This window comes from Sphingobium sp. OAS761, assembly GCF_024168485.1.
In the GTDB taxonomy this organism is placed as follows: Bacteria; Pseudomonadota; Alphaproteobacteria; order Sphingomonadales; family Sphingomonadaceae; genus Sphingobium.
In genome coordinates this window covers 288,426-307,449 of record NZ_JALJVY010000002.1, presented here as the reverse complement: position 1 = coordinate 307,449, position 19,024 = coordinate 288,426, and the positions used below count along the sequence as shown (strand labels likewise).

General features: G+C 63.8%; 17 protein-coding genes. All 17 read left to right on the top strand.

Features of this window, described 5'->3' with window-relative positions:
- Positions 1–87: 87 nt before the first annotated feature.
- The 17 genes from J3E64_RS04210 to J3E64_RS04130 are packed head-to-tail and all read left to right on the top strand — an operon-like array spanning position 88 to position 18,887.
- Positions 88–1,758, top strand: coding sequence for a GMC family oxidoreductase (locus J3E64_RS04210; protein ID WP_253340082.1), 1,671 nt, complete (start codon positions 88–90; stop codon positions 1,756–1,758).
- Positions 1,755–3,203: an aldehyde dehydrogenase gene (locus J3E64_RS04205; RefSeq protein WP_253340080.1), complete on the top strand. Its 1,449-nt coding sequence runs from the start codon at positions 1,755–1,757 to the stop codon at positions 3,201–3,203. Before J3E64_RS04210 ends, J3E64_RS04205 begins: the two co-directional genes overlap by 4 nt.
- Positions 3,204–3,240: 37 nt before the next feature.
- The gene (locus J3E64_RS04200) at positions 3,241–5,559 is read left to right on the top strand and encodes a TonB-dependent receptor (protein ID WP_253340078.1); all 2,319 of its coding nucleotides are present in this window, start codon (positions 3,241–3,243) and stop codon (positions 5,557–5,559) included.
- A 23-nt stretch (positions 5,560–5,582) separates the two neighbouring features.
- Complete coding sequence (locus tag J3E64_RS04195; RefSeq protein ID WP_253340076.1) at positions 5,583–5,969, top strand: carboxymuconolactone decarboxylase family protein; 387 nt, start codon at positions 5,583–5,585, stop codon at positions 5,967–5,969.
- Entirely contained in the window at positions 5,966–6,838 is an 873-nt protein-coding gene (locus J3E64_RS04190) for an NAD(P)-dependent oxidoreductase (RefSeq protein ID WP_253340074.1), read from the top strand. The genes J3E64_RS04195 and J3E64_RS04190 overlap by 4 nt, the downstream gene beginning before the upstream one ends.
- Positions 6,839–6,849: 11 nt before the next feature.
- Positions 6,850–8,319 carry a carotenoid oxygenase family protein gene (locus tag J3E64_RS04185; protein ID WP_253340072.1) on the top strand — a complete coding sequence of 490 codons (1,470 nt, stop codon included), beginning with the start codon at positions 6,850–6,852 and terminating at the stop codon, positions 8,317–8,319.
- A 1-nt stretch (position 8,320) separates the two neighbouring features.
- Positions 8,321–9,292: an SDR family oxidoreductase gene (locus J3E64_RS04180; protein WP_253340070.1), complete on the top strand. Its 972-nt coding sequence runs from the start codon at positions 8,321–8,323 to the stop codon at positions 9,290–9,292.
- A complete protein-coding gene (locus J3E64_RS04175; RefSeq protein ID WP_253340068.1) occupies positions 9,285–10,622 on the top strand; it encodes a hypothetical protein in 1,338 nt (445 codons plus the stop codon). Before J3E64_RS04180 ends, J3E64_RS04175 begins: the two co-directional genes overlap by 8 nt.
- Before the next feature lie 43 nt (positions 10,623–10,665).
- Positions 10,666–11,058: a nuclear transport factor 2 family protein gene (locus J3E64_RS04170; RefSeq protein ID WP_253340066.1), complete on the top strand. Its 393-nt coding sequence runs from the start codon at positions 10,666–10,668 to the stop codon at positions 11,056–11,058.
- A 1-nt stretch (position 11,059) separates the two neighbouring features.
- Positions 11,060–11,830, top strand: a complete 771-nt coding sequence (locus J3E64_RS04165; protein ID WP_253340064.1) for an SDR family oxidoreductase — start codon at positions 11,060–11,062, stop codon at positions 11,828–11,830.
- 21 nt (positions 11,831–11,851) lie between these two features.
- On the top strand, positions 11,852–12,361 hold the full coding sequence (locus J3E64_RS04160; protein WP_253340062.1) for a DUF3237 domain-containing protein: 510 nt from the start codon (positions 11,852–11,854) through the stop codon (positions 12,359–12,361).
- Between the two features lie 17 nt (positions 12,362–12,378).
- Positions 12,379–13,233, top strand: a complete 855-nt coding sequence (gene purU, locus J3E64_RS04155) for a formyltetrahydrofolate deformylase (protein WP_253340060.1) — start codon at positions 12,379–12,381, stop codon at positions 13,231–13,233.
- 4 nt (positions 13,234–13,237) lie between these two features.
- The gene (locus J3E64_RS04150) at positions 13,238–14,101 is read left to right on the top strand and encodes a bifunctional 5,10-methylenetetrahydrofolate dehydrogenase/5,10-methenyltetrahydrofolate cyclohydrolase (protein ID WP_253340058.1); all 864 of its coding nucleotides are present in this window, start codon (positions 13,238–13,240) and stop codon (positions 14,099–14,101) included.
- Positions 14,098–15,504, top strand: coding sequence for an aldehyde dehydrogenase family protein (locus J3E64_RS04145; protein WP_253340289.1), 1,407 nt, complete (start codon positions 14,098–14,100; stop codon positions 15,502–15,504). Before J3E64_RS04150 ends, J3E64_RS04145 begins: the two co-directional genes overlap by 4 nt.
- 7 nt (positions 15,505–15,511) lie before the next feature.
- On the top strand, positions 15,512–17,194 hold the full coding sequence (locus tag J3E64_RS04140) for an acyl-CoA dehydrogenase family protein (protein ID WP_253340056.1): 1,683 nt from the start codon (positions 15,512–15,514) through the stop codon (positions 17,192–17,194).
- A 56-nt stretch (positions 17,195–17,250) separates the two neighbouring features.
- Positions 17,251–18,528 (top strand): MFS transporter, encoded by a 1,278-nt coding sequence (locus tag J3E64_RS04135; RefSeq protein WP_253340054.1) that lies wholly within the window; start codon positions 17,251–17,253, stop codon positions 18,526–18,528.
- On the top strand, positions 18,525–18,887 hold the full coding sequence (locus J3E64_RS04130; RefSeq protein ID WP_253340052.1) for a dihydroneopterin aldolase: 363 nt from the start codon (positions 18,525–18,527) through the stop codon (positions 18,885–18,887). Before J3E64_RS04135 ends, J3E64_RS04130 begins: the two co-directional genes overlap by 4 nt.
- Positions 18,888–19,024: the final 137 nt, after the last annotated feature.

Below are 19,024 nucleotides of genomic sequence, written 5' to 3'. Positions count from 1 at the left end.
TGACGAGACGAGCAAGTCGTACCGCAGTTTGGAGAGGCATAGTGCGTTTTTCGCCCGTCTTTTACTTTGGCAAAGGTCGCTGAGGCGATGCGTCGTCCTGACGTGATCGTGATCGGTGCTGGTAGTGCCGGCTGCGCCTTGGCGGGTCGGCTTGCAGCATCGGGCGAGCGGCGCGTGTTGCTGCTCGAAGCGGGCAGCGGCAACCGCCACCCGCTGATCACGGCTCCTGTCGCCTGGCCGATGGCATCGATCGATCCGCGCTTCGGCTGGGGCTATCAGGGGGAATCAGAGCAGCAACTGGGCGGACGCGGTCTGGATATGCCGCGCGGGCGGCTGATGGGCGGCACCGCTTCGATCAACGGCATGATGTATTCTCGCGGCCAGCGTGAAGATTATGACGGCTGGCACGCGCAGGGTCTCGATGGCTGGAGCTATGCCGATGTTCTGCCCTATTTTCGGCGCAGCGAAGCGAATTGGCGCGGCTCAACGCAGTGGCATGGCGGCGGCGGCCCGGTGGCTGTCACGTCGAACCGCCGCGTTCCTCGGCTCTACGACTCCCTGCTCGCCGCTGCGCGCGAACTAGGCTTCGACGAAAATCAGGATTTCAACGGCGCTAGCCAAGCCGGCTTTGGCATTCCGGACTTCACCGTGCGCCGCACGCGCCGTGAAAGTTCGGCGACCGCTTATCTGAAGCTGCCGCAGGTCGAGCGCCACCTCGCGATCCGCCGTCAGGCACAGGTTTCGCGCATCATTGTGGACCATGGCAGGGCAACTGGCGTTGAATTGCTTCAGCCTCAGGGACCGGAAGTCTTGCAGGCGGATGAGATCGTGCTTGCGGCCGGAACATTCAATTCGCCCCATCTTTTGCTGCTGTCAGGGATCGGCGCGGCTGATGCCTTGCGTCGCCATGGTCTCGGCGTCGTAGCCGATCTGCCCGCGGTCGGATGCAATCTGCAGGATCATCCCATGGTGCAGATGGGCTATGCCGCATCCGCGCCACTGGGGTTCGAGCAACGGCTGCGGCTCGATCGGCTCGCGGGATCGGCGTTGGCCTGGCTGCTGCGCATCGGTGGATTATTGGATGAGGCGCCGCTTGGCATCCAGGGCTTCATCAACCGCAATGATCCGGCCGCGCGTCCGGACACGCAGTTTCAGGTTTCATTCGGCTCGCCGATGAGCCGGCCCTGGCTACCGGGATGGCGCAAGGCATCACCGGACACGATCGGGGTAGGCATCCTGCAGCTTGATCCGCAGGGGCGCGGCGTGGTCGAGCTCAAATCCAGCGATCCGCTGCAGTCGCCGGCAGTAAAATCCAACTTCCTGCTGGATGCTCGTGACCGCCAGGCGGCCCGTGAAATGTTCGCGTTCGTCCGGCGCTTTTTCGGCAGCGCCGCCATGCAGACGCTGGTCGGCCCAGAGTTGATGCCCGGCGCCAACGTTGCGGACGAAGCGGAAATCGACCGGTTCATTGCGAACTCGCTGGTGTCGAGCGCCCATCCGGTCGGCACGTGCGCGATGGGGAACGACCCGGCCTCGAGCGTAGTCGATAGCACGTTGCGGGTTCACGGTATCGACGGCCTTCGGATCGCCGACGCCTCGATCATGCCGACCATCATCCGTGGCAACACCAGCGCACCTGCCATGATGATCGGCGAAAAGGCTGCCGACATGATGCTCGGGCGAAATCTGCCCCGCGCCGAACTGCCACCGTCGCGGAGTCCCGCAGACATACAATCGCATCTGGAGACCTTCTCGTGACCACCCGCATCGATATAGCCCACCCCGACAAGTTGTTTATCGGCGGCGAATGGGTATCTGCCACCGGCGGCACGATAGACGTCGTCTCCGCGCACAGCGAAGCGGTCATCGCGCGAATAGCCGAAGCCAGTGAGGACGACGTGGACCGAGCGGCGATCGCTGCGCGCAAGGCATTCGACGACGGTCCCTGGCCGCGCCTCAGTCCGCAGGAGCGCGGCGAATATCTTCGGCGTCTGTCAAAGGCTCTTGAGCCGCGTATGCCGGAGGTGGCACGTGCCTGGGTCGATCAGATCGGCGCACTCGCATCGGCCGCGCCCTTCGTCACGGGCGGCGGCAAATTCTGGTTCGATTATTACGCCGGTCTGGGCGACGACTTCGACTGGGTCCGTGAAACTACCCGGATCGACGGCAGCGCCAAGGCCATGGTGGTGCGCGAGCCGGCCGGCGTCGTCGCGGCGATCGCGCCTTGGAATAACCCCTTCGGTATCCTCGCCGGCAAAGTCGCACCTGCGTTGATGGCCGGCTGCACGGTCGTCATGAAGCCGGCGCCGGAGACGCCGCTCGAAGCGTATATACTTGCCGAGGCCGCCGAAGCGGCCGGCCTGCCGCCGGGCGTCGTCAATCTGGTCTGCGCCAATCGCACCGCATCCGACCGGCTGGTGCGGCATCGGGCGATCGACAAGGTGAGCTTCACCGGCAGCGTGGCGGCCGGCCGAACGATCGGCGTGGCTTGCGCTGAGCGGTTCGCGCGCTGCACGCTGGAGCTTGGCGGCAAATCTGCAGCCATAGTGCTCGAAGATGCGGACATCGCCCTCACGGCCGCCACGCTGGCGCAGGTCATCACGCTTTCGGCCGGGCAGGTCTGCGCTACGCTGAGCCGCGTGGTGGCGGTCCGCAGCATTCACGAACGACTGGTCGAGGCGTTGCAAGCCGAGCTTGCCAAGGTGACGGTCGGCCACCCCGACGATCCGGCGGCGCGCATGGGGCCGCTGGCGATGCGGCGCCAACGCGATCGCGTCGAACAGTTTGTCAGCGACGCTCAAACCGAGGGCGCCACACTGGCGCTTGGCGGCAGCCGCACCAGAGGCATGGACGCAGGCTGGTATTTCGATCCGACGTTGTTCGTGCGGGTCGATCCATCGATGCGGATTGCCCGGGAGGAAATATTCGGCCCGGTGTTGACGGTGCTGGAGGCTGATGACGAGGCGGCGGCGATCGCCATCGCCAATGACAGCGACTTCGGATTGTACGGCGCTGTGTTCTGCGCCGATCCGGATCGCGGCTATCGCGTCGCCCGCGCGGTGCGCACGGGCACGGTGGCGCATAACGGCTTCCTGTTCGATCCGTCCCTGCCATTTGGCGGATTCAAGATGTCCGGAATCGGACGCGAAGGGGGGCGTGAAGGCATGGCAGCATTTACGGAGCTGAAATCACTCATCTTCTGACCGACTGACAACAACACGAAAAATAAGGGAGAGGGCAATGTTCATAAAAATCACGAAGGCCGCGCTGGCGGCGGGCACGATGCTGGTTCCGGCTGTAGCGAGCGCACAAACGGCGCCCGCCGATCCTGCCCCGGCAACGCAAGGACCCGACGATCAACTGGCCGACATCATCGTTACCGCCCAGCGTCGTCAGCAGACGCTGCAGGACGTGCCTGTCGCGGTCGCGGTGCTTGGCGCCGACCAGCTCGCGGCGCAGAAAATCAACAGTGTCGAGACGCTTGGCTCAGCCGTGCCGAACCTCGTGGTGCAGCGCTCGCCATTCCAGCCGTTCGTTGCCATCCGTGGCCTTGGCTCGGGCGCCGGCGGCCGCGCGTTCGAACAGTCCGTCGCGACTTATGTCGACGGCATCTATGCCGGTCGCGCCAATCAGTTCCTCAACCCCTTCTTCGACGTCGAGCGTGTCGAAGTAGTGCGCGGCCCCCAATCGGTGCTGTTTGGAGTCAACGCGAACGCCGGCGCGATCAATATCGTCAACAAGCGCCCGGGTCGCGAGTTTGAGGGCTACGTCACCGCCGGATACGAAGCGGCTTATGACGGGTATAATTTCGAGGGCGGCATCAGCGTACCGCTCGGCGACACGTTCAGCGTGCGCTTCGCCGGCAAGCTCAACCGCGATGGCGGATATGTCTACAATACCGTCACCGATAAGGATGATGGCCGCGCCGACAGCGGCCTCGGCCGGGTGATCGCCAGTTGGACGCCGAACAGCGACCTGCGTTTCGATCTGTCTTACGAGCATGGGCACAAGCGGGTGCATGGGACCACGTTCCAGTTGACATCGCTCGGTGCCGTGACCTTTCCCCCTGCTATTGAGGACGGTGTCTTCGACTTCCGTAAATCGACGCCCGACGATCGCGCCTTCACGCGGATCACCTCCGACAATGTCGCGCTTAACATCAATTATGATCTGGGCAGCGTGACGCTGGCGTCATCGACCGGTTACTCGACGTTTGACTTCTCTCAGTATGTGCAGGGATCGAACCATCCGGTGCAGATCGGCGGCACGTTCGCGAACGAAGACTTCAAGCAATTCTATCAGGAAGTACGGCTGGTTTCGAACGGCTCCAACTTCATCGACTACATCGTCGGCCTTACTTATTATCATCAAAAGGACAAGATCGACCAGGGAACCGACATCGATTTCGCCGGGTTCGGCGTACCCGGGCTGACTGCCGGGGCACGCAATGGTCTCGACCAGACCACCAACGGCTATTCCGCGTTCGCGCAAGGCACGATCAACCTCACCGACAAGTTCAACGCTGTGATCGGTGGTCGCTACTCGTCGATCCGCAAGCAGGGCGACTATGTGATCGCGCCGACATCGTTCGGGCAGCCGCTGAGAGGCTATAACTTCGACCCGGCGAGCCTGTTCATCCTCGCTGGACCGCCGTTCGGCTTTTTCCAGTGGTTCAACCCCGCCGACACCACCACGTATCGTCCCACCAGCATCTCGCGTTCGCGCACGTTCAAGTCGTTCAATCCCTCGGTCAGCCTCAACTACAAGTTCGATCGCGGATTGTCCGTCTATGGTTCATACACCACTGGGACCAAGGCAGGGGGGTTCAACGACCAAGACAAGTCGGGCGTCGTGCCTGAGAACGGCTTTGCGACCGACATTTTCGAATATTCCGCCGAACGCGCGTATAATTTCGAAGTCGGCCTGAAATATAGCAGCCCGACGCTGCGGCTCAACCTTGCTGCGTTCCGCACCAAATACAAGAACCTGCAGGCAACGATATCGCTGCCGAGCGGCGCGCTGCAAACGACGAACGCGGCTGAAGCGACATCGAAGGGCATTGAAGGCGACCTGACCTGGATCGTCGCACCGGGCCTGACGTTCAGCGCCAACGCGGCGTACCTGCATGCACGCTATGGCGACTATCCGGGCGCCTGCCCGATCGGCAGCACGTTCTGCGCGGACCCGGCTACCGGCAATGCGCGGGGCGGACGCCTCGATGCCGTTCCCGATTTCTCGGGCAGCGCTTCACTCGCATACAATGTGCCGTTGAACGATGATTGGGCGTTGCGTTTCAGCGGGCGTGTCTATCACCAGAGCAGTGCGCAATATCAGTCGGCACAAAATCCGCTCGACCGCACGCCGGGCTACGAACTGTTCGACGCATCGATCGCGCTGGCGCAGACCAAGGGGCTGACATTTTCGGTGTCAGGCAAGAACCTCGCGAACAAGGCCGTGCGCGGCTTCAGCGGCCCTTCGGTGGGCGACGCATTCTACGGCCATTATTCGGCGACACTGCCCGGCCGTCAGGTCTTCTTTGACCTGCGCTACGACTTCTGAACCCTCAATCTAAGGAACGGCTTGTGAGTGATCTCTTCGAAAAAGGCATGCAGGTGCGCCGCGACATGTTCGGTCCGGAACTTGCCGAGTTGGCGGTTGCAAACGCGAGTGATTTCGCCAAGCCGTTCCATGACATCATGACCCGCTACTGTTTTGGCGAAACCTGGAACCGCGAGGGAATGGGCAGGCGAGACCGGAGCTTGGCGACCCTGTCCATGCTGATCGCGATGGGCAAGGAAGTCGAGATCAAGATGCACGTCAAAGGCGGGATCGCCAACGGCCTTACCGTCGATGAAATCCGCGAGCTTGTCCTGCACGCGATGATCTATTGCGGTGTGCCGGCATCCTTCACGGCCCTTAGGGCTGCCGAAGCGGCACTGGCCGAGCTCGATGCGGCGAAACCAGCATGAGGATCGCCTTTATCGGATTGGGCGCGATGGGCCGGCCGATGGCCACCCATTTGCTGGCGCAGGGGTTCGATCTTCGAGTCAATGACGCCAACACCGACCTTGCCGACACGTTCGGCGATGCATGGGCGTCAAGCCCGGCCGAGGCGGCGCGCGGCGCGGCGGTCGTCGTCACGATGCTTCCGAACGGGCATATCGTACGCGACGTGATCCTTGGGTCGGGCGGGGTCGCCGATGCGCTGGGGGAGGGCGGCATCGTCGTCGATACCAGTTCGTCCGACGCCGGAGGCACCGTTGCACTTGGCGAAGCACTCAAGGAGCATGGCATTTCGCTGATCGACGCGCCCGTTTCTGGCGGTGTGCCGCTCGCGGCTGAGGGGAAGTTGACCTTGATGGTCGGCGGGACGGACGAGGCGGCATTTGCGACCGCGCAACCCTTGCTTGAAGCACTCAGTGGGAAGCTGATGCGGGTGGGCGGCCTGGGCGCTGGCCATGCGGCAAAGGCGATCAACAATGCGATCGCCGCAGCGATCTTCGCCGTCACGTCGGAGGGTGTCGACATGGGCGCCCGCTTCGGGCTCGATCCGGCGGCGTTGCTGGAAGTCATCAACGCATCGAGCGGTCGCAGCGGTATTTCCGAGGGCCTGTTCCCGAGCCAGGTGCTGCCGGGCAAGTTTGCGCTTGGCTTCGGCCTCCCGCTGATGGCCAAGGATGTGGCGCTCGCTGACAAGCTGCGCGATGAACTTGGTCTCAAGCTGCCAATGATCGAGGCGACGCATCGTCAGATGCAGGCTGCACTCGCCGCGCTGGGCCAGCAGGCCGACTTCACCGACTATTTCCGCTTCAACGAGCAGGCCGCAAACGCGGGCTGATGGAGAGTTTCGTGACCGTCCAGCCCACATATCCCGACACGGTGCACTACACCGGCTTGAACCGCCCGACCCATCTCGAGGCGACCGCCCACGACCTCTATGTCGAGGGCGAGATACCGGCGGAGATCGACGGCGCCTTTTTCCGCGCACTTCACGACCCCGCCTATGTCCCCCTGCGCGCGGACGATGTCGTGCTGTCGCGCGACGGGGTGATCGGCAAGGTCGAGTTCAAGGACGGCCGCGTGAGCTGCGGCGTCCGCTACGTCCAGACCGAACGGTTTCTGGCTGAGCGTAAGGCGGGGCGCAGTCTGTTCGGCGTGTATCGCAATCCGTTCACCGATGATCCCAGCGTTGCGGGCGTCGATCGCACCGTGGCCAATACGACACCCTATTACCATGCCGGCCGCCTGTTCATGTCGAAGGAAGACGGCCTGCCCTATCGTATCGACCCGACGACACTGGAGACGATCGGCCGATGGGACTATCGCGGCCGGCTCCGTTCTCAGACGCTGACGGCGCACCCCAAGATCGATCCCGTGACGGGCGAGCTGTTCCTGTTCGGATACGAAGCGGCCGGGCTGGCGACACCGACGATCGCCTATTGCATCGTCTCGCCAGAGGGTGAGCTTGTGTCCGAGCAATGGTTCGATGCGCCCTATTGCTCGATGATGCATGATTTCGCGATCACCGAGGAACATGCGATCTTCATGGTCTATCCGACCAAGTCCGATCTTGAGCGGCTGCGCGCTGGCGGCCCGCACTGGGTGCACGATCAGCAAGGCGAGAGCTTTATCGGCGTGATGCCGCGCTACGGCCGCGTCGAGGATATGCAGTGGTTCAGCGGTCCTCCGGGGGTCCACAGCTACCATGTGATGAACGCCTATGCCGAAGGAACCAAGATCCATCTGGATCAGGCAATGGCCGTCACCAACCTCATCCCCTTCATCGCCGAGCATTCCGGCATCAATCTGCCTGTCGATGGCGGACTGACGCGGTGGACCCTCGATCTTGCCAATCCCGGAGCAGGCATTGCCGAAACCAAGATCGGTCCGTTCGGCGAGATGCCGGTCATCGCGCCGGGCGATCTGGGCCGCGAATATACACGCGGATGGTATCTTTCGGTTGATCCCACAAAGCTGACACTGGTCGCCAACGGCCCGGTCGGCGTGCTGTTCAATTCGCTGATACGGGTCGACTGGCGCGATGGATCGCTGACAAACTTTTCCGACGGGCCAGGGCTCGGCTTCAACGAGCCGGTGCATGTTTCGGCGAATGATCCGACGCATGGCGGTTGGCTGCTGATGATGGTCGATCGGGTCATCGCGGAAGGTCATTTCGCGCAGGAGCTATGGGTGGTCGAGGCCGATCGTGTGGAAGCCGGGCCGATCGCGAAGGTGTTCATGCCGTTCGTCACCTGTGAGCAGGTGCACGGCAGCTGGGTGCCGCGGGCACTGCTCGATGCGGCAAAAGGGGACATCTGAAATGAAGAAAATCGTGATCACCGGCGCGTCGGGTCAGTTTGGCCGTGAAGCGACCCGTCTTCTGATCGAAGGCGGCGTCTCGCCCGATCGCTTGATCCTCGTGACGCGCAGCCCGGATAAGCTGGCCGACCGCGCCGCGCAGGGCGTCGATGTGCGGCGGGGCGATTTCGACGACGCGGATGGGCTGATAGAGGCGCTGGCCGGCGCGGAACGAATGCTGATGATCAGCGGTACGCGGGTGGGCTTTCGCGAACCGCAGCACCGCGCCGCAATCGACGCGGCGAAACGCGCCGGTGTGCAGCACATCGTCTACACATCCTTCATCGGTGCGGTGGAGAGCAATCCCTCGCTCGCGGTCAAGGATCACGTCATCACCGAACGGATGCTGCGGGACTCGGGCCTTGCCTGGACGGTGCTGCGCGACGCGCAATATGCCGAGGCTGTGGTTGAGGCGATGGCGCCGCTGATGCTCGCGAGCGGCGAAATGACGAGCCTCGCCGGCGATGGCCACATGGCGTTTGTCTGCCGGGACGATTGCGTGGCGGCGGCCGTGGCCGTGCTGCAAGGCGATGGCCACGAAAACCAGGTCTATCAAATCACCGGCCCCGAGCTCGTCAGCTACCGAGAAGTGGCGGCGCTTGTCTCCGAACTCACCGCGATCCCGGTCAGGTTCACGCCGACCGACGAGGCCGGGCTCTACGCGATGTTTGATGGGCTGGGCATACCGCGACAGCCGGTTGACGATCTTTCGGTCAACAATTTCCCCTGGAATTCCGACGACATGGTCAGCTTCGAGGTTGCGGTGCGCGACGGCGATTTCGCCGTCATCAGCGACGATTTTGAGCAGCTGACCGGCCGCCGGCCCAAGGCGCTCCGCGCGCTGCTCGAGCAACATTTGGAGACCATTCGCACGGCGGCAACTCGGATCAGCCTGCCGCCTGCCGCAGACATGGAGGATGTTTCAGATGCTTGAGAATGTGAACGAGGGCGTATCGACGTTTCTCAACGCGGGCGGTCTGTATGTCGCGCCGCTGGAATATCAGGGCTACCGGAACGAAATCCTTGCTTCGAAGACGAGCGCCTGGATCGGGACGCCGCTCAACGAATCCCCGATCTATGACGTGCAGGGGCCGGATGCCGCCCGCTTCCTGACATCGCTGTGCATCAACAACTTCATGAAGATGAAGGTCGGCTCGATCCGCCATGCTGTCATGTGCAACGACAAGGGCCAGATGCTGGCCGATGGCGTGGTCATGAAGATCGGCGAGGATCATTTCCGGACCTATTGGCTCATGCCGATCATCGATTTCCATGTGTCGCGAACAGACATGGACGTCTCGGGTACGAACCTTTCCGGCACCGAATTCTTCATCCAGATCGCCGGCCCCAAATCGCTGGAGATTCTGGAGCGGGCTTCCGGCAGCGACATGCACGACATCAAATTCGCCGCGCACAGGGTGGTGGATTTCGGCGGCATCGAGGTGCGCGTCCTGCGCCTCGGCATGGCCGGGTCGCTCGCCTATGAACTGCACGGCCCGATGGACCAGCTGGACACGGTGTTCAAGAAGCTGTGGGACGTCGGCGCACCGCTGGGCGCCAGCAAGCTCGGGCGGATGGCCTATCTGCTGAACCACACCGAAGCCGGCTTCGCCAACATCTTCATCCACTTCCCGATGCCGTGGTTCGAGGAGCCGGAACTCGCGGCCTATTGCATGACTCAGCCGATGGCGATGTTCTTCAATTATAATCGACAGCTGGTCGGCAGCATGGGTGACGAACTGGAGGCGCGGTTCAAGACGCCTTACGATGTCGACTGGGGATCGCTCGTCCGGTTCGATCATGACTTTCCCGGCCGCGCCGCGCTCGAGCGGATTGCCGACAATCCGCCGAACGCGATGGTGACCTTGGAATGGAATGCCGAGGATGTCGCCGATATCGTCGCCTCGCAATATCGCGGGCGCGATGCCGTGGCTTACGAGCCAATCGACGACCGTCCGTCCGACAATTACTTCGTGAACCCCAACGGCTTCCACTATCATGCGGACAAGGTCTTGTTCGATGGGGCTGCGATCGGCTCATCGGCCGGGCGGATCCGCAGCGTATACTACAAGCGGATGATCTCGCTCGGTTTCATCCAGCGCGAGCACGCCGTCGAGGGCAAGCAACTGACCCTGCTATGGGGAGCGCCGGGCGGACCGCAAAAGGAGGTTCGCGTCACTGTCGCGCGCACGCCCTATATGGACCTCGCCAACAACAAGGACATCGATGTCAACGCGATCCCGCGGCTGTCAGTCGATGCGTGAGGAAGCGCCATTCGTCCGTTCGCAGACGCCTGGAGCGAACGGCGTGAAGAATTATACGCCGATCGAACGGGCCAATCTGGCCCTCGTCCGAACCGTTTATGACGAGGTGCTGGAACCGCTCGACCCGGCGCATGTCGATCGCTATTTCCGCCCCGACTATATCCAGCACAGCCCGATGGCGGAAACCGGCGCTGCGGGGCTGAAGGCGTTCCTGGTGTGGGCCAACTCTGTTTCGCCCGACGCCCACCATGACGTGAAACGAATGTTCGCCGATGGCGATCATGTCATCGCGCATGTGCATGTGGTCATAACACCCGGCACGCCCGGCGTCGCCGTGATCGACATCTTCAGGGTTGAGGACGGCCTGATCGCCGAGCACTGGGATGCGTCGCAGGAACTGACTGGCCGCTCCGCAAATAATAACGGAGTGTTCTGAAATGGAGCCCGTCTCGAGCGGTTGTAAACGGTTCGCAGGGCGAACGGTTGTTGTCCTCGGCGGCAGCAGCGGTATTGGCCGCGCCAGTGCGCTGGCCTTCGCGCAGGAAGGTGCCTTCGTGATCGTCACGGGCCGCGATCCCGATACATTGGCACAGGTCCGGTCCGATCTTGGCGACGACGGCCAGGTCTTTCGTTCCGACATATCCGACATCGCCGCCACGCAGGCGCTGATGCAGCAGATCAAGGCCGAACATGGCCGCATCGATGTGCTGTTCGTCAACGCCGGCATCGGCGCGTTCCGCACCATCGAACAGGTCGATGAAGCCTTCTACGACCAGATGTTCGCCGTCAATCTGAAGGGGCCGTACTTCGCGGTCAAACACGCGATCGAACTGATGGGGGAGGGCGGATCGATCGTGCTCACCTCCTCGATGGGACATTGCACGGGGATACCCGGCAACAGCGTCTATGGCGCGAGCAAGGCCGGGCTGCGCGCGCTCGCCCGTACCTTCGGGGCTGAACTGGTCAAGCGCGGCATCCGGGTCAATTGCTTCAGCCCGGGTCCGATCGATACGCCGCTGATTACGCGCGGAGAAATGAGCGAGGCGGAGATAGCGGACTTCCGGCAGATGATCTGCGAACAAGTCCCGATGGGTCGTTTCGGCACGGCGCAGGAGGCGGCGCGAAGCGTACTTTATCTCGCCTCCGATGACTCCTCCTACGTCACCGGCATCGACCTGCTCGTCGACGGCGGTGCGGTGAGCTTTTGAAGAGATAATTGGAGACATCGCTTGGCCTATTTCGCTGAAACCTCGCTGCCGGACGCGCCGCGTTTCGAGTTCCTCTTTGAGATCGCGCTGACCTGGCGCGACGTCCAGACCATTCATGATACGCCGGCCGGGTTCGGTCGCGGCGCAACCTATGTCGACGCCGGCATCATCCGCGGACCGCATCTCAATGGCCGCATCGTGCCGCAAAGCGGCGCGGACTGGGCGCAGTTCCGCCCCGACAAGGTGCTTGGGCTCGACGCCCGCTATATGCTCGAAGCCGATGACGGGACGCTGATCCTGATGCGCAACGTCGGCTATCTCGCCGGTCGTGCGCCGGACGTCCTGCCGCGCATTCAGAAGTGGATGTTCGAGGACGGGCCGGAAGTGCCGTTCGAGGACTATTATCTGCGCACGACGCCAACCTTCGAGGTGAGCGCCGGCCCTTATGACTGGCTGACCCGCACCGTCGTCGTGGGCATCGGCTCACGCCAGAAAACCGGCAACACCATCCGCTATTTTGCTCTTCTTTGATTGACAGGAAGGTCCCAATGACCCGCGATTTCATCCTATCGCTTTCGTGCATCGACCGCCCCGGCATCGTGGCGGCCGTGGCCGTGGCGCTGCGCAACTCGGGCGGCAACATCCGCAGTGCGCAGCAGTTCGACGACCCGGAAACGGGCAACTTCTTCATGCGCGTTGAATTTCGCATCGACGCTCGCCAGGAGGATGAATGCCGCGCGCTCATCGCCGCGGTCGGCGCCGATTTCGGACTGCAATGGACGATGCGGCCGAGCGACGCGCGCAAGAAAGTGCTGCTGCTCGTCAGCAAGTTCGATCATTGCCTTGGCGATTTGCTGTATCGCCAGCGCATCGGCGAACTGCCAATGGATATCGTCGGCATCGTCTGCAATCACCCGCGCGAGGCGTTGAGCCTGTCGATCATCGAAGGCATCCCGTTCCATTATCTTCCCGTGACGCGTGACACCAAGGCGAAGCAGGAAGCGCAGATCAAGCAGATCGTCGACGAAACTGGCGCCGACCTGATCGTGCTGGCGCGCTACATGCAGATCCTGTCAGACGATCTGGCGGGATTTTTGTCGGGGCGCTGCATCAATATCCACCACAGCTTCCTGCCCGGGTTCAAGGGGGCCAAGCCCTATCACCAGGCCCATGCGCGCGGGGTCAAGATGATCGGCGCGACGGCGCACTTCGTTACTTCCGATCTCGATGAGGGGCCGATCATTCATCAGGATGTCGAGCCGATCAGCCATGCCGACAGCCCGGACGAACTGGTGCGCAAGGGCCGGGATATCGAGCGGCGCGTGCTCGCCCGCGCGGTCAGGGCCTATCTGGAGGATCGCGTGCTGATCAACGGCCACAAGACCGTTGTGTTCGAGCAATAGCGCCATGGAACTGATCGACGGCAAGGCGATAGCCGCTCAGCTCGTCGCCGAGGTCGGCGCGGGCGTGGCGGCATTGCGCTCGCGCAGCGGCATCGTGCCGGGCCTCGCGGTCGTGCTGGTCGGCGACGATCCGGCCAGCGGCATCTATGTGCGCCGCAAGCTGGCGGCGACGGCGGCAGCCGGCATACGCTCGTTCGAATACCGGCTGGCTGTCGACACGCCGCAGGCCGCGCTGCTCGTCCTGATCGACGAGCTTAACGCGAACGCCGATGTGCACGGCATCCTCGTCCAACTGCCGTTGCCGGCGCAGATCGATCCGCTGCTCGTGCTGGATCGCATCGCGCCGGAAAAGGATGTCGACGGATTTCATCCCGTCAACGTCGGTCGCTTGTCGTCGGGCGGCGGCGGGTTGGTGCCCTGCACCCCGCTTGGCTGCATGAAGCTGCTCGATCGCGTGATCGACGACTATCACGGGCTGAACGCCGTCGTGATCGGCAAATCCAATATCGTCGGCAAGCCGGTCGCGCTGCTGTTGCTCGAACGCGAGGCGACGGTGACGGTGACGCACATCCATACGCGCGGGCTACCCGACATCGTGCGCGCCGCCGACATCCTGGTGGTGGCCGCCGGCAGCCCGGGGCTGGTTCGCGGCGACTGGGTGAAGCCCGGCGCGGTCGTGATCGATGTCGGCATCAATCGCATCATCGGACCAGACGGCCGTCCGATCATAGTTGGCGACTCGGTGATGGACGCGCTTGGCCATGCCCGCGCGGTCACCCCCGTGCCGGGGGGCGTCGGGCCGATGACGATTGCCTGTCTCCTGGAAAACACGTTGCGCGCTGCGCGCTCTATCATCGGAGAGGAATAACCATGGAATTCAAGCTACTGATCGATGGTGATCTGGTGGACGGCGCCGATAGCCTGGCGGTGATCAACCCGGCGACGGGCGAGCCTTTTGCGACGTGCGCGCGCGCCGATGCAGCGCAGCTGGAACGCGCGATCGCGGCGGCGAAACGTGCCTTTCCGACCTGGCGCGACGGCGGTCAGCCGCGGCGGCAGGAATTGCTGCACAAATTGGCCGATGCGATGGAAGCGCGTTTCGAGGACTTTGCGCGACTGCTGACGCAGGAGCAGGGCAAGCCACTCGCCGAAGCCCAGTTCGAGGTCGGCGGCGCCATCGCGGCGTTCCGCCATTTCGGCGCGCAGGTGCTGCATCCCGAAACACTGGTCGATGAACCCAACGCGCTGGTCGTCGAACATTATGCGCCGCTCGGCGTGGTCGGCTGTATCGTGCCGTGGAATTTCCCGATGATCCTGCTGGCGATCAAGGTATCGATCGCACTCAGCACGGGCAATACCGTCGTCGCCAAGCCCGCCCCGACCACTCCGCTCACTGCCGCGTTGCTCGGCGAGGTGGCTGTCGGCATCCTGCCGCCGGGCGTGTTCAACGTCATCGTCGATGCGAACGATCTGGGCGGCATGCTGTCCTCGCATCCCGATGTCGCCAAAATCAGCTTCACCGGATCGACCGCCACCGGGCGCAAGGTAATGGCGAGTGCTGCGTCGACGCTCAAGCGGCTGACGCTGGAACTGGGTGGAAACGACGTCGCCATCGTGCTTGACGACGCCGATCCGGCCGAGGTCGCTGCCAAGATCTATGGCGCCGCCACGTTCAACGCGGGGCAGACCTGCATGGCGGCTAAGCGGCTCTACGTGCCTAACGCGATGCTCGATGACATTGGCGAGCGACTGGCGGCGCTGGCTTCGGCGACCGTGCTTGGTGACGGGCTTGAGCCCGGCACGAAGATGGGGCCGATCCAGAACAAGATGCAGTTCGACAAGCTGCAGGATCTGATGGCAGCGACGCAAAGCGAAGGCACCGTCCTGACCGGCGGCGCGCGGCTCAACCGGCCGGGCTATTTCATTCAGCCGGCGATCGTGCGCGACTTGGCTGACGACGCGCGGCTGGTGACCGAGGAGCAGTTCGGGCCGCTGGTGCCGCTGCTCAGCTATGACACGATCGAGGACGTGATCGCACGCGCTAACGCCAGCGACTATGGGCTGGGCGGGACGGTTTGGGGCAAGGATCTGGACAAGGCTGCGGCCGTCGCGCGCGGGATCGAAACCGGCACGGTGTGGATCAACAAGCATCTCGACCTGCGGTTCGACGTGCCGTTCGGCGGGGTCAAGCAATCGGGGCTGGGCCGCGAGCAGGGCCAGGCCGGACTCAAGGAGTTCGTCGACGCCCGCATCGTCAACATGGCGCGCTGATCCGACCATGCGTGCGCACCTGCCCCATTTCGATCTTTCGCAAAGCGCCGAGCAGTTGCGCGCTTCCTTTCGCTTCGACGAGGTCGTGCGCCTGCGGGAAAGCTATGCCGTGCTCGACGAGGGGACCATCGTCGCCATCCTAGAACAGGCGGCGGCGTTCGCCACCGATACGCTGGAACCGCTCAATCGCGCGATGGACGCCCAAGGTGCGCAGCTTCGGGGCGGGCGCGTCCACACGGCGCCAGGCCATCGCGAGGCCTGGGCGGCATTCGTCGCCAATGGCTGGTCCTCGATCGATCATGAGGCGGGCTATGGCGGCCAGCAACTGCCGCTGCCGCTCTGCCTTGCGGTGCAGGAGATTTTCGACCGCGCTTGCCCCGCCTTCGGCATGCTTCCCGTTCCGCAGCGTTCCGCCGCCCGGCTGATCGCGGCCTTCGCCGCGCCGGACGTCAAACAAGCCTTGCTCCCTGCTCTGGCCTCGGGCGAGTTGGGCGCGACGATCTGCATTTCGGAAGCGGGGGCGGGAAGCGATGTCCTTCAGATGCGCACCCGTGCGCGCGCGGCGCCGGATGGTTGGCGCATCTCGGGTGAAAAATGCTGGATCAGCTATGGCGATCACGACCTGACCGACGCCATTGTGCATTGCGTGCTGGCACGCAGCGACGATGGGACGGCGACGCGGCCGGAGATCAGCCTGTTTCTGGTAGATACGCGCGTGGCCGGGCAGGACGGCGTGCAAGTGCTGCGCATCGAGGACAAGCTCGGCCTGCATGGCTCCCCAACCTGCACGCTGGCGTTCGACGAGGCGCCAGCGACCTTGATCGGCGAGCGTGGGCGCGGGCTCGCGCAGATGTTCGTGATGATCACGCAGATGCGCCTGGCGGTCAGTGCGATGGGGCTGGGTATCGCTTGTTCCGCGTCGGACGTGGCGCTCTCCTATGCGCGCGAGCGGCGGCAGGGCGGCAAACCCGGCGATCCGCAGCCGATCGTCGCCCACGCCGACGTTCGCCGGCAACTGCTCGAACTGACCGCGCACACGCAATTGCTTCGCGGCTTGATGCTGAACATCGCCAATCTTGCCGAGCTGGCCGCCCATAGCGAGGATCCGGCCGATCGCGAGCGCTGTGCCGCGCTGGTCCAATGGTTCCTGCCGATCGCCAAGACGTTCGGTGCGGACTGCGCGTTCGCCAATGCGAGCGGCGCGATCCAAGTGCTGGGCGGCGCGGGCTACACCGCTGAATGGCCGGTCGAGCAGGCGCTGCGAGACGCCCGCGTGCTGTCCGTGTTCGAAGGCACCTCCGGCATCCAGGCGATCGACCTGCTGCAGCGCCGCGTGATCCGCGACGACGCCGGGCTACAGGCGTTTCTGGCGGTGGCCCGCGCCGATGGCGCAGAAACGCCGTTGGCACGCTGTCTTGACTTGCTGGAGGGTGCGGCATCGACCTTGAAGGCGGCTGACCCCGCTGACCAGGACGCTGGCGCTGCCGCGTTCCTTGACCTCGCCATGCTGGCCAGCGCCGGATGGATCGCGGCGCGCTTCGTAGCGCAACTGGGAGATCATGAGGCCTCAGCCCGTATGCGTGCCGCGGGCCGCTATTGGCTGGACCGGATCGAGGGACGAGCCGTATTGCACCATGCCGAGGCGGTGCAGGGCGCCGGGCCTATCGCCCATTTCGCGGCCTTCGCGTGAACGTGCAGGTTCCCCGATTGGCTCAGGATCCCGTCGAGATCCTCAAGCGCTCGCCCATGTCGCGCATGCAGTGGGCGGTGGTGGCGGTGATGTTCGGCCTGAATGCGCTCGATGGCTTCGATGCGCTGGCGATCAGTTTCGCGGCACCCGGTATCCTTGCGGAATGGGGCCTCACACGCGCCGAACTCGGGGTCGTCATGTCGCTGGAGCTGGTCGGCATGACGCTCGGCTCGCTGTTGCTCGGCGGCCTGGCGGATGCGCGTGGCCGCCGCTGGACGATCCTGCTTTGCCTTGCCTGCATGAGTATAGGGATGTTCGGATCGGCGTTCGCGCCTGACGTGGCTGTGCTGTCGATCGGCCGCTTGCTCACTGGCTTCGGCATCGGCGGGATGCTCGCCGCAACCAACGCGGGCGTTGCCGAAGCGGCCAATGAACGGCGGCGACCGCTCGTCGTCGTCCTGATGGCGGTCGGCTTTCCGATCGGAAGCGTGCTGGGCGGCATGGTCGCGGTCCAGCTGCTCCGCGCCTATGGCTGGCACGAGGTGTTTCTGTTCGGTGCGCTCTGTACGACGCTCATGGCGCCGCTCGTGCTCTGGCTGGCGCCGGATTCGATCGAGTTCGAGGTTCACAAGCGCGGCCATGCTGCCTTGCCGCGCGTCAATCGGCTGCTCGCCCGCATGGGGCATGAGCCGCTTGCAGCGTTGCACATCCCTGAACGTCCAGCCGGTGCGCGCAAAACGGGGTTTGCGGAGATTTTTGCGCCGGCGTTTCGCTGGACCACGATATTGCTGACGATCGCCTATCTTACCAATATCACCACCTTCATCTTCCTGTTCAAGTGGACGGCGCCCGTCATCGTCGACATGGGCTTCAGCGCGCCGCAGGCCGCTTCGGTGCTCGTCTGGGCAAGCAGCGGCGGCATTGTGGGTTGTCTGCTGTTCGGTCTGTTGACGGAACGCCTATCGGTGCTTGGCTTGACGATCGCCATTGCGGCGCTTGCATCGATGGCGATGGCAGGCTTCGGTTCCATGCCGGCGGACCTGACGATCCTCTCGGCCGGGGCGTTTGTAGCGGGTCTATGTGCCAACGCGGCAGTTGTCGGCCACTATAGCCTCGTCGCGACGCTGTTCCCGACCCACCTGCGTGCCGGCGCGACGGGGGCCGTGATCGGCGTGGGCCGGGGAATCTCGGCCGCCGCGCCGGCGCTTGCCGGTCTGTTGTTCACGGCTGGATACGGCTTCCCGATCGTCGCGCTCGTCATGGGTTCGGGCTCGGCGATTTGCGCCGTGACGCTGACCGTGCTGCGAGCGCGGCTACGCGAGCAGCACGAATGACCGGCGCCGTCCATGACGAGGGTATCGAAGTCAGGGTCCACGACCTGCGACTGGCGGCGCGTATCGGCGCGCATGCCCATGAAATGGATCGCCGCCAGATGTTGCGGGTGATGGTTTCGCTCCGGCTGAAGCGCGCGCCCACCGATCAGCTCAGCGCGACGATCGACTATGAAGGCGTGGTCGCCTTGGCCGAAGCCCTGGCGAATGAGCATATCGTGCTCATCGAAACCTTCTGCGCGCGCCTTGCGGGCGGCTGCCTCGCCGCCGGATCGGTCGATCGAGTCGAGGTCATCGTCGAAAAGCCCGGCGCATTGGTGAACGGCGTCGCCAGTGCGCGTGCGGTGTACCGCGCCGGCTGATCCCCCCATCAAGCCCGGAACGCGAACCCCGCACCAGCGCGCTGAGCCCTGCGTCGAAACCAGCGTCGAAATCGAACAATTGCGATAGCGAGTGGTTTGGAGGTCGCACGATCTTGCCAAGGTGGGACCCCGGCTGC

Bases quoted from the DNA above. Each gene is read 5' to 3' on its own strand.
- J3E64_RS04210 (WP_253340082.1), top strand. From the start codon at position 88: ATGCGTCGTCCTGACGTGATCGTGATCGGTGCTGGTAGTGCCGGCTGC.
- J3E64_RS04200 (WP_253340078.1), top strand. From the start codon at position 3,241: ATGTTCATAAAAATCACGAAGGCCGCGCTGGCGGCGGGCACGATGCTG.
- J3E64_RS04190 (WP_253340074.1), top strand. From the start codon at position 5,966: ATGAGGATCGCCTTTATCGGATTGGGCGCGATGGGCCGGCCGATGGCC.
- J3E64_RS04180 (WP_253340070.1), top strand. From the start codon at position 8,321: ATGAAGAAAATCGTGATCACCGGCGCGTCGGGTCAGTTTGGCCGTGAA.
- J3E64_RS04175 (WP_253340068.1), top strand. From the start codon at position 9,285: ATGCTTGAGAATGTGAACGAGGGCGTATCGACGTTTCTCAACGCGGGC.
- J3E64_RS04165 (WP_253340064.1), top strand. From the start codon at position 11,060: ATGGAGCCCGTCTCGAGCGGTTGTAAACGGTTCGCAGGGCGAACGGTT.
- purU (WP_253340060.1), top strand. From the start codon at position 12,379: ATGACCCGCGATTTCATCCTATCGCTTTCGTGCATCGACCGCCCCGGC.
- J3E64_RS04150 (WP_253340058.1), top strand. From the start codon at position 13,238: ATGGAACTGATCGACGGCAAGGCGATAGCCGCTCAGCTCGTCGCCGAG.
- J3E64_RS04140 (WP_253340056.1), top strand. From the start codon at position 15,512: ATGCGTGCGCACCTGCCCCATTTCGATCTTTCGCAAAGCGCCGAGCAG.
- J3E64_RS04135 (WP_253340054.1), top strand. From the start codon at position 17,251: ATGTCGCGCATGCAGTGGGCGGTGGTGGCGGTGATGTTCGGCCTGAAT.
- J3E64_RS04130 (WP_253340052.1), top strand. From the start codon at position 18,525: ATGACCGGCGCCGTCCATGACGAGGGTATCGAAGTCAGGGTCCACGAC.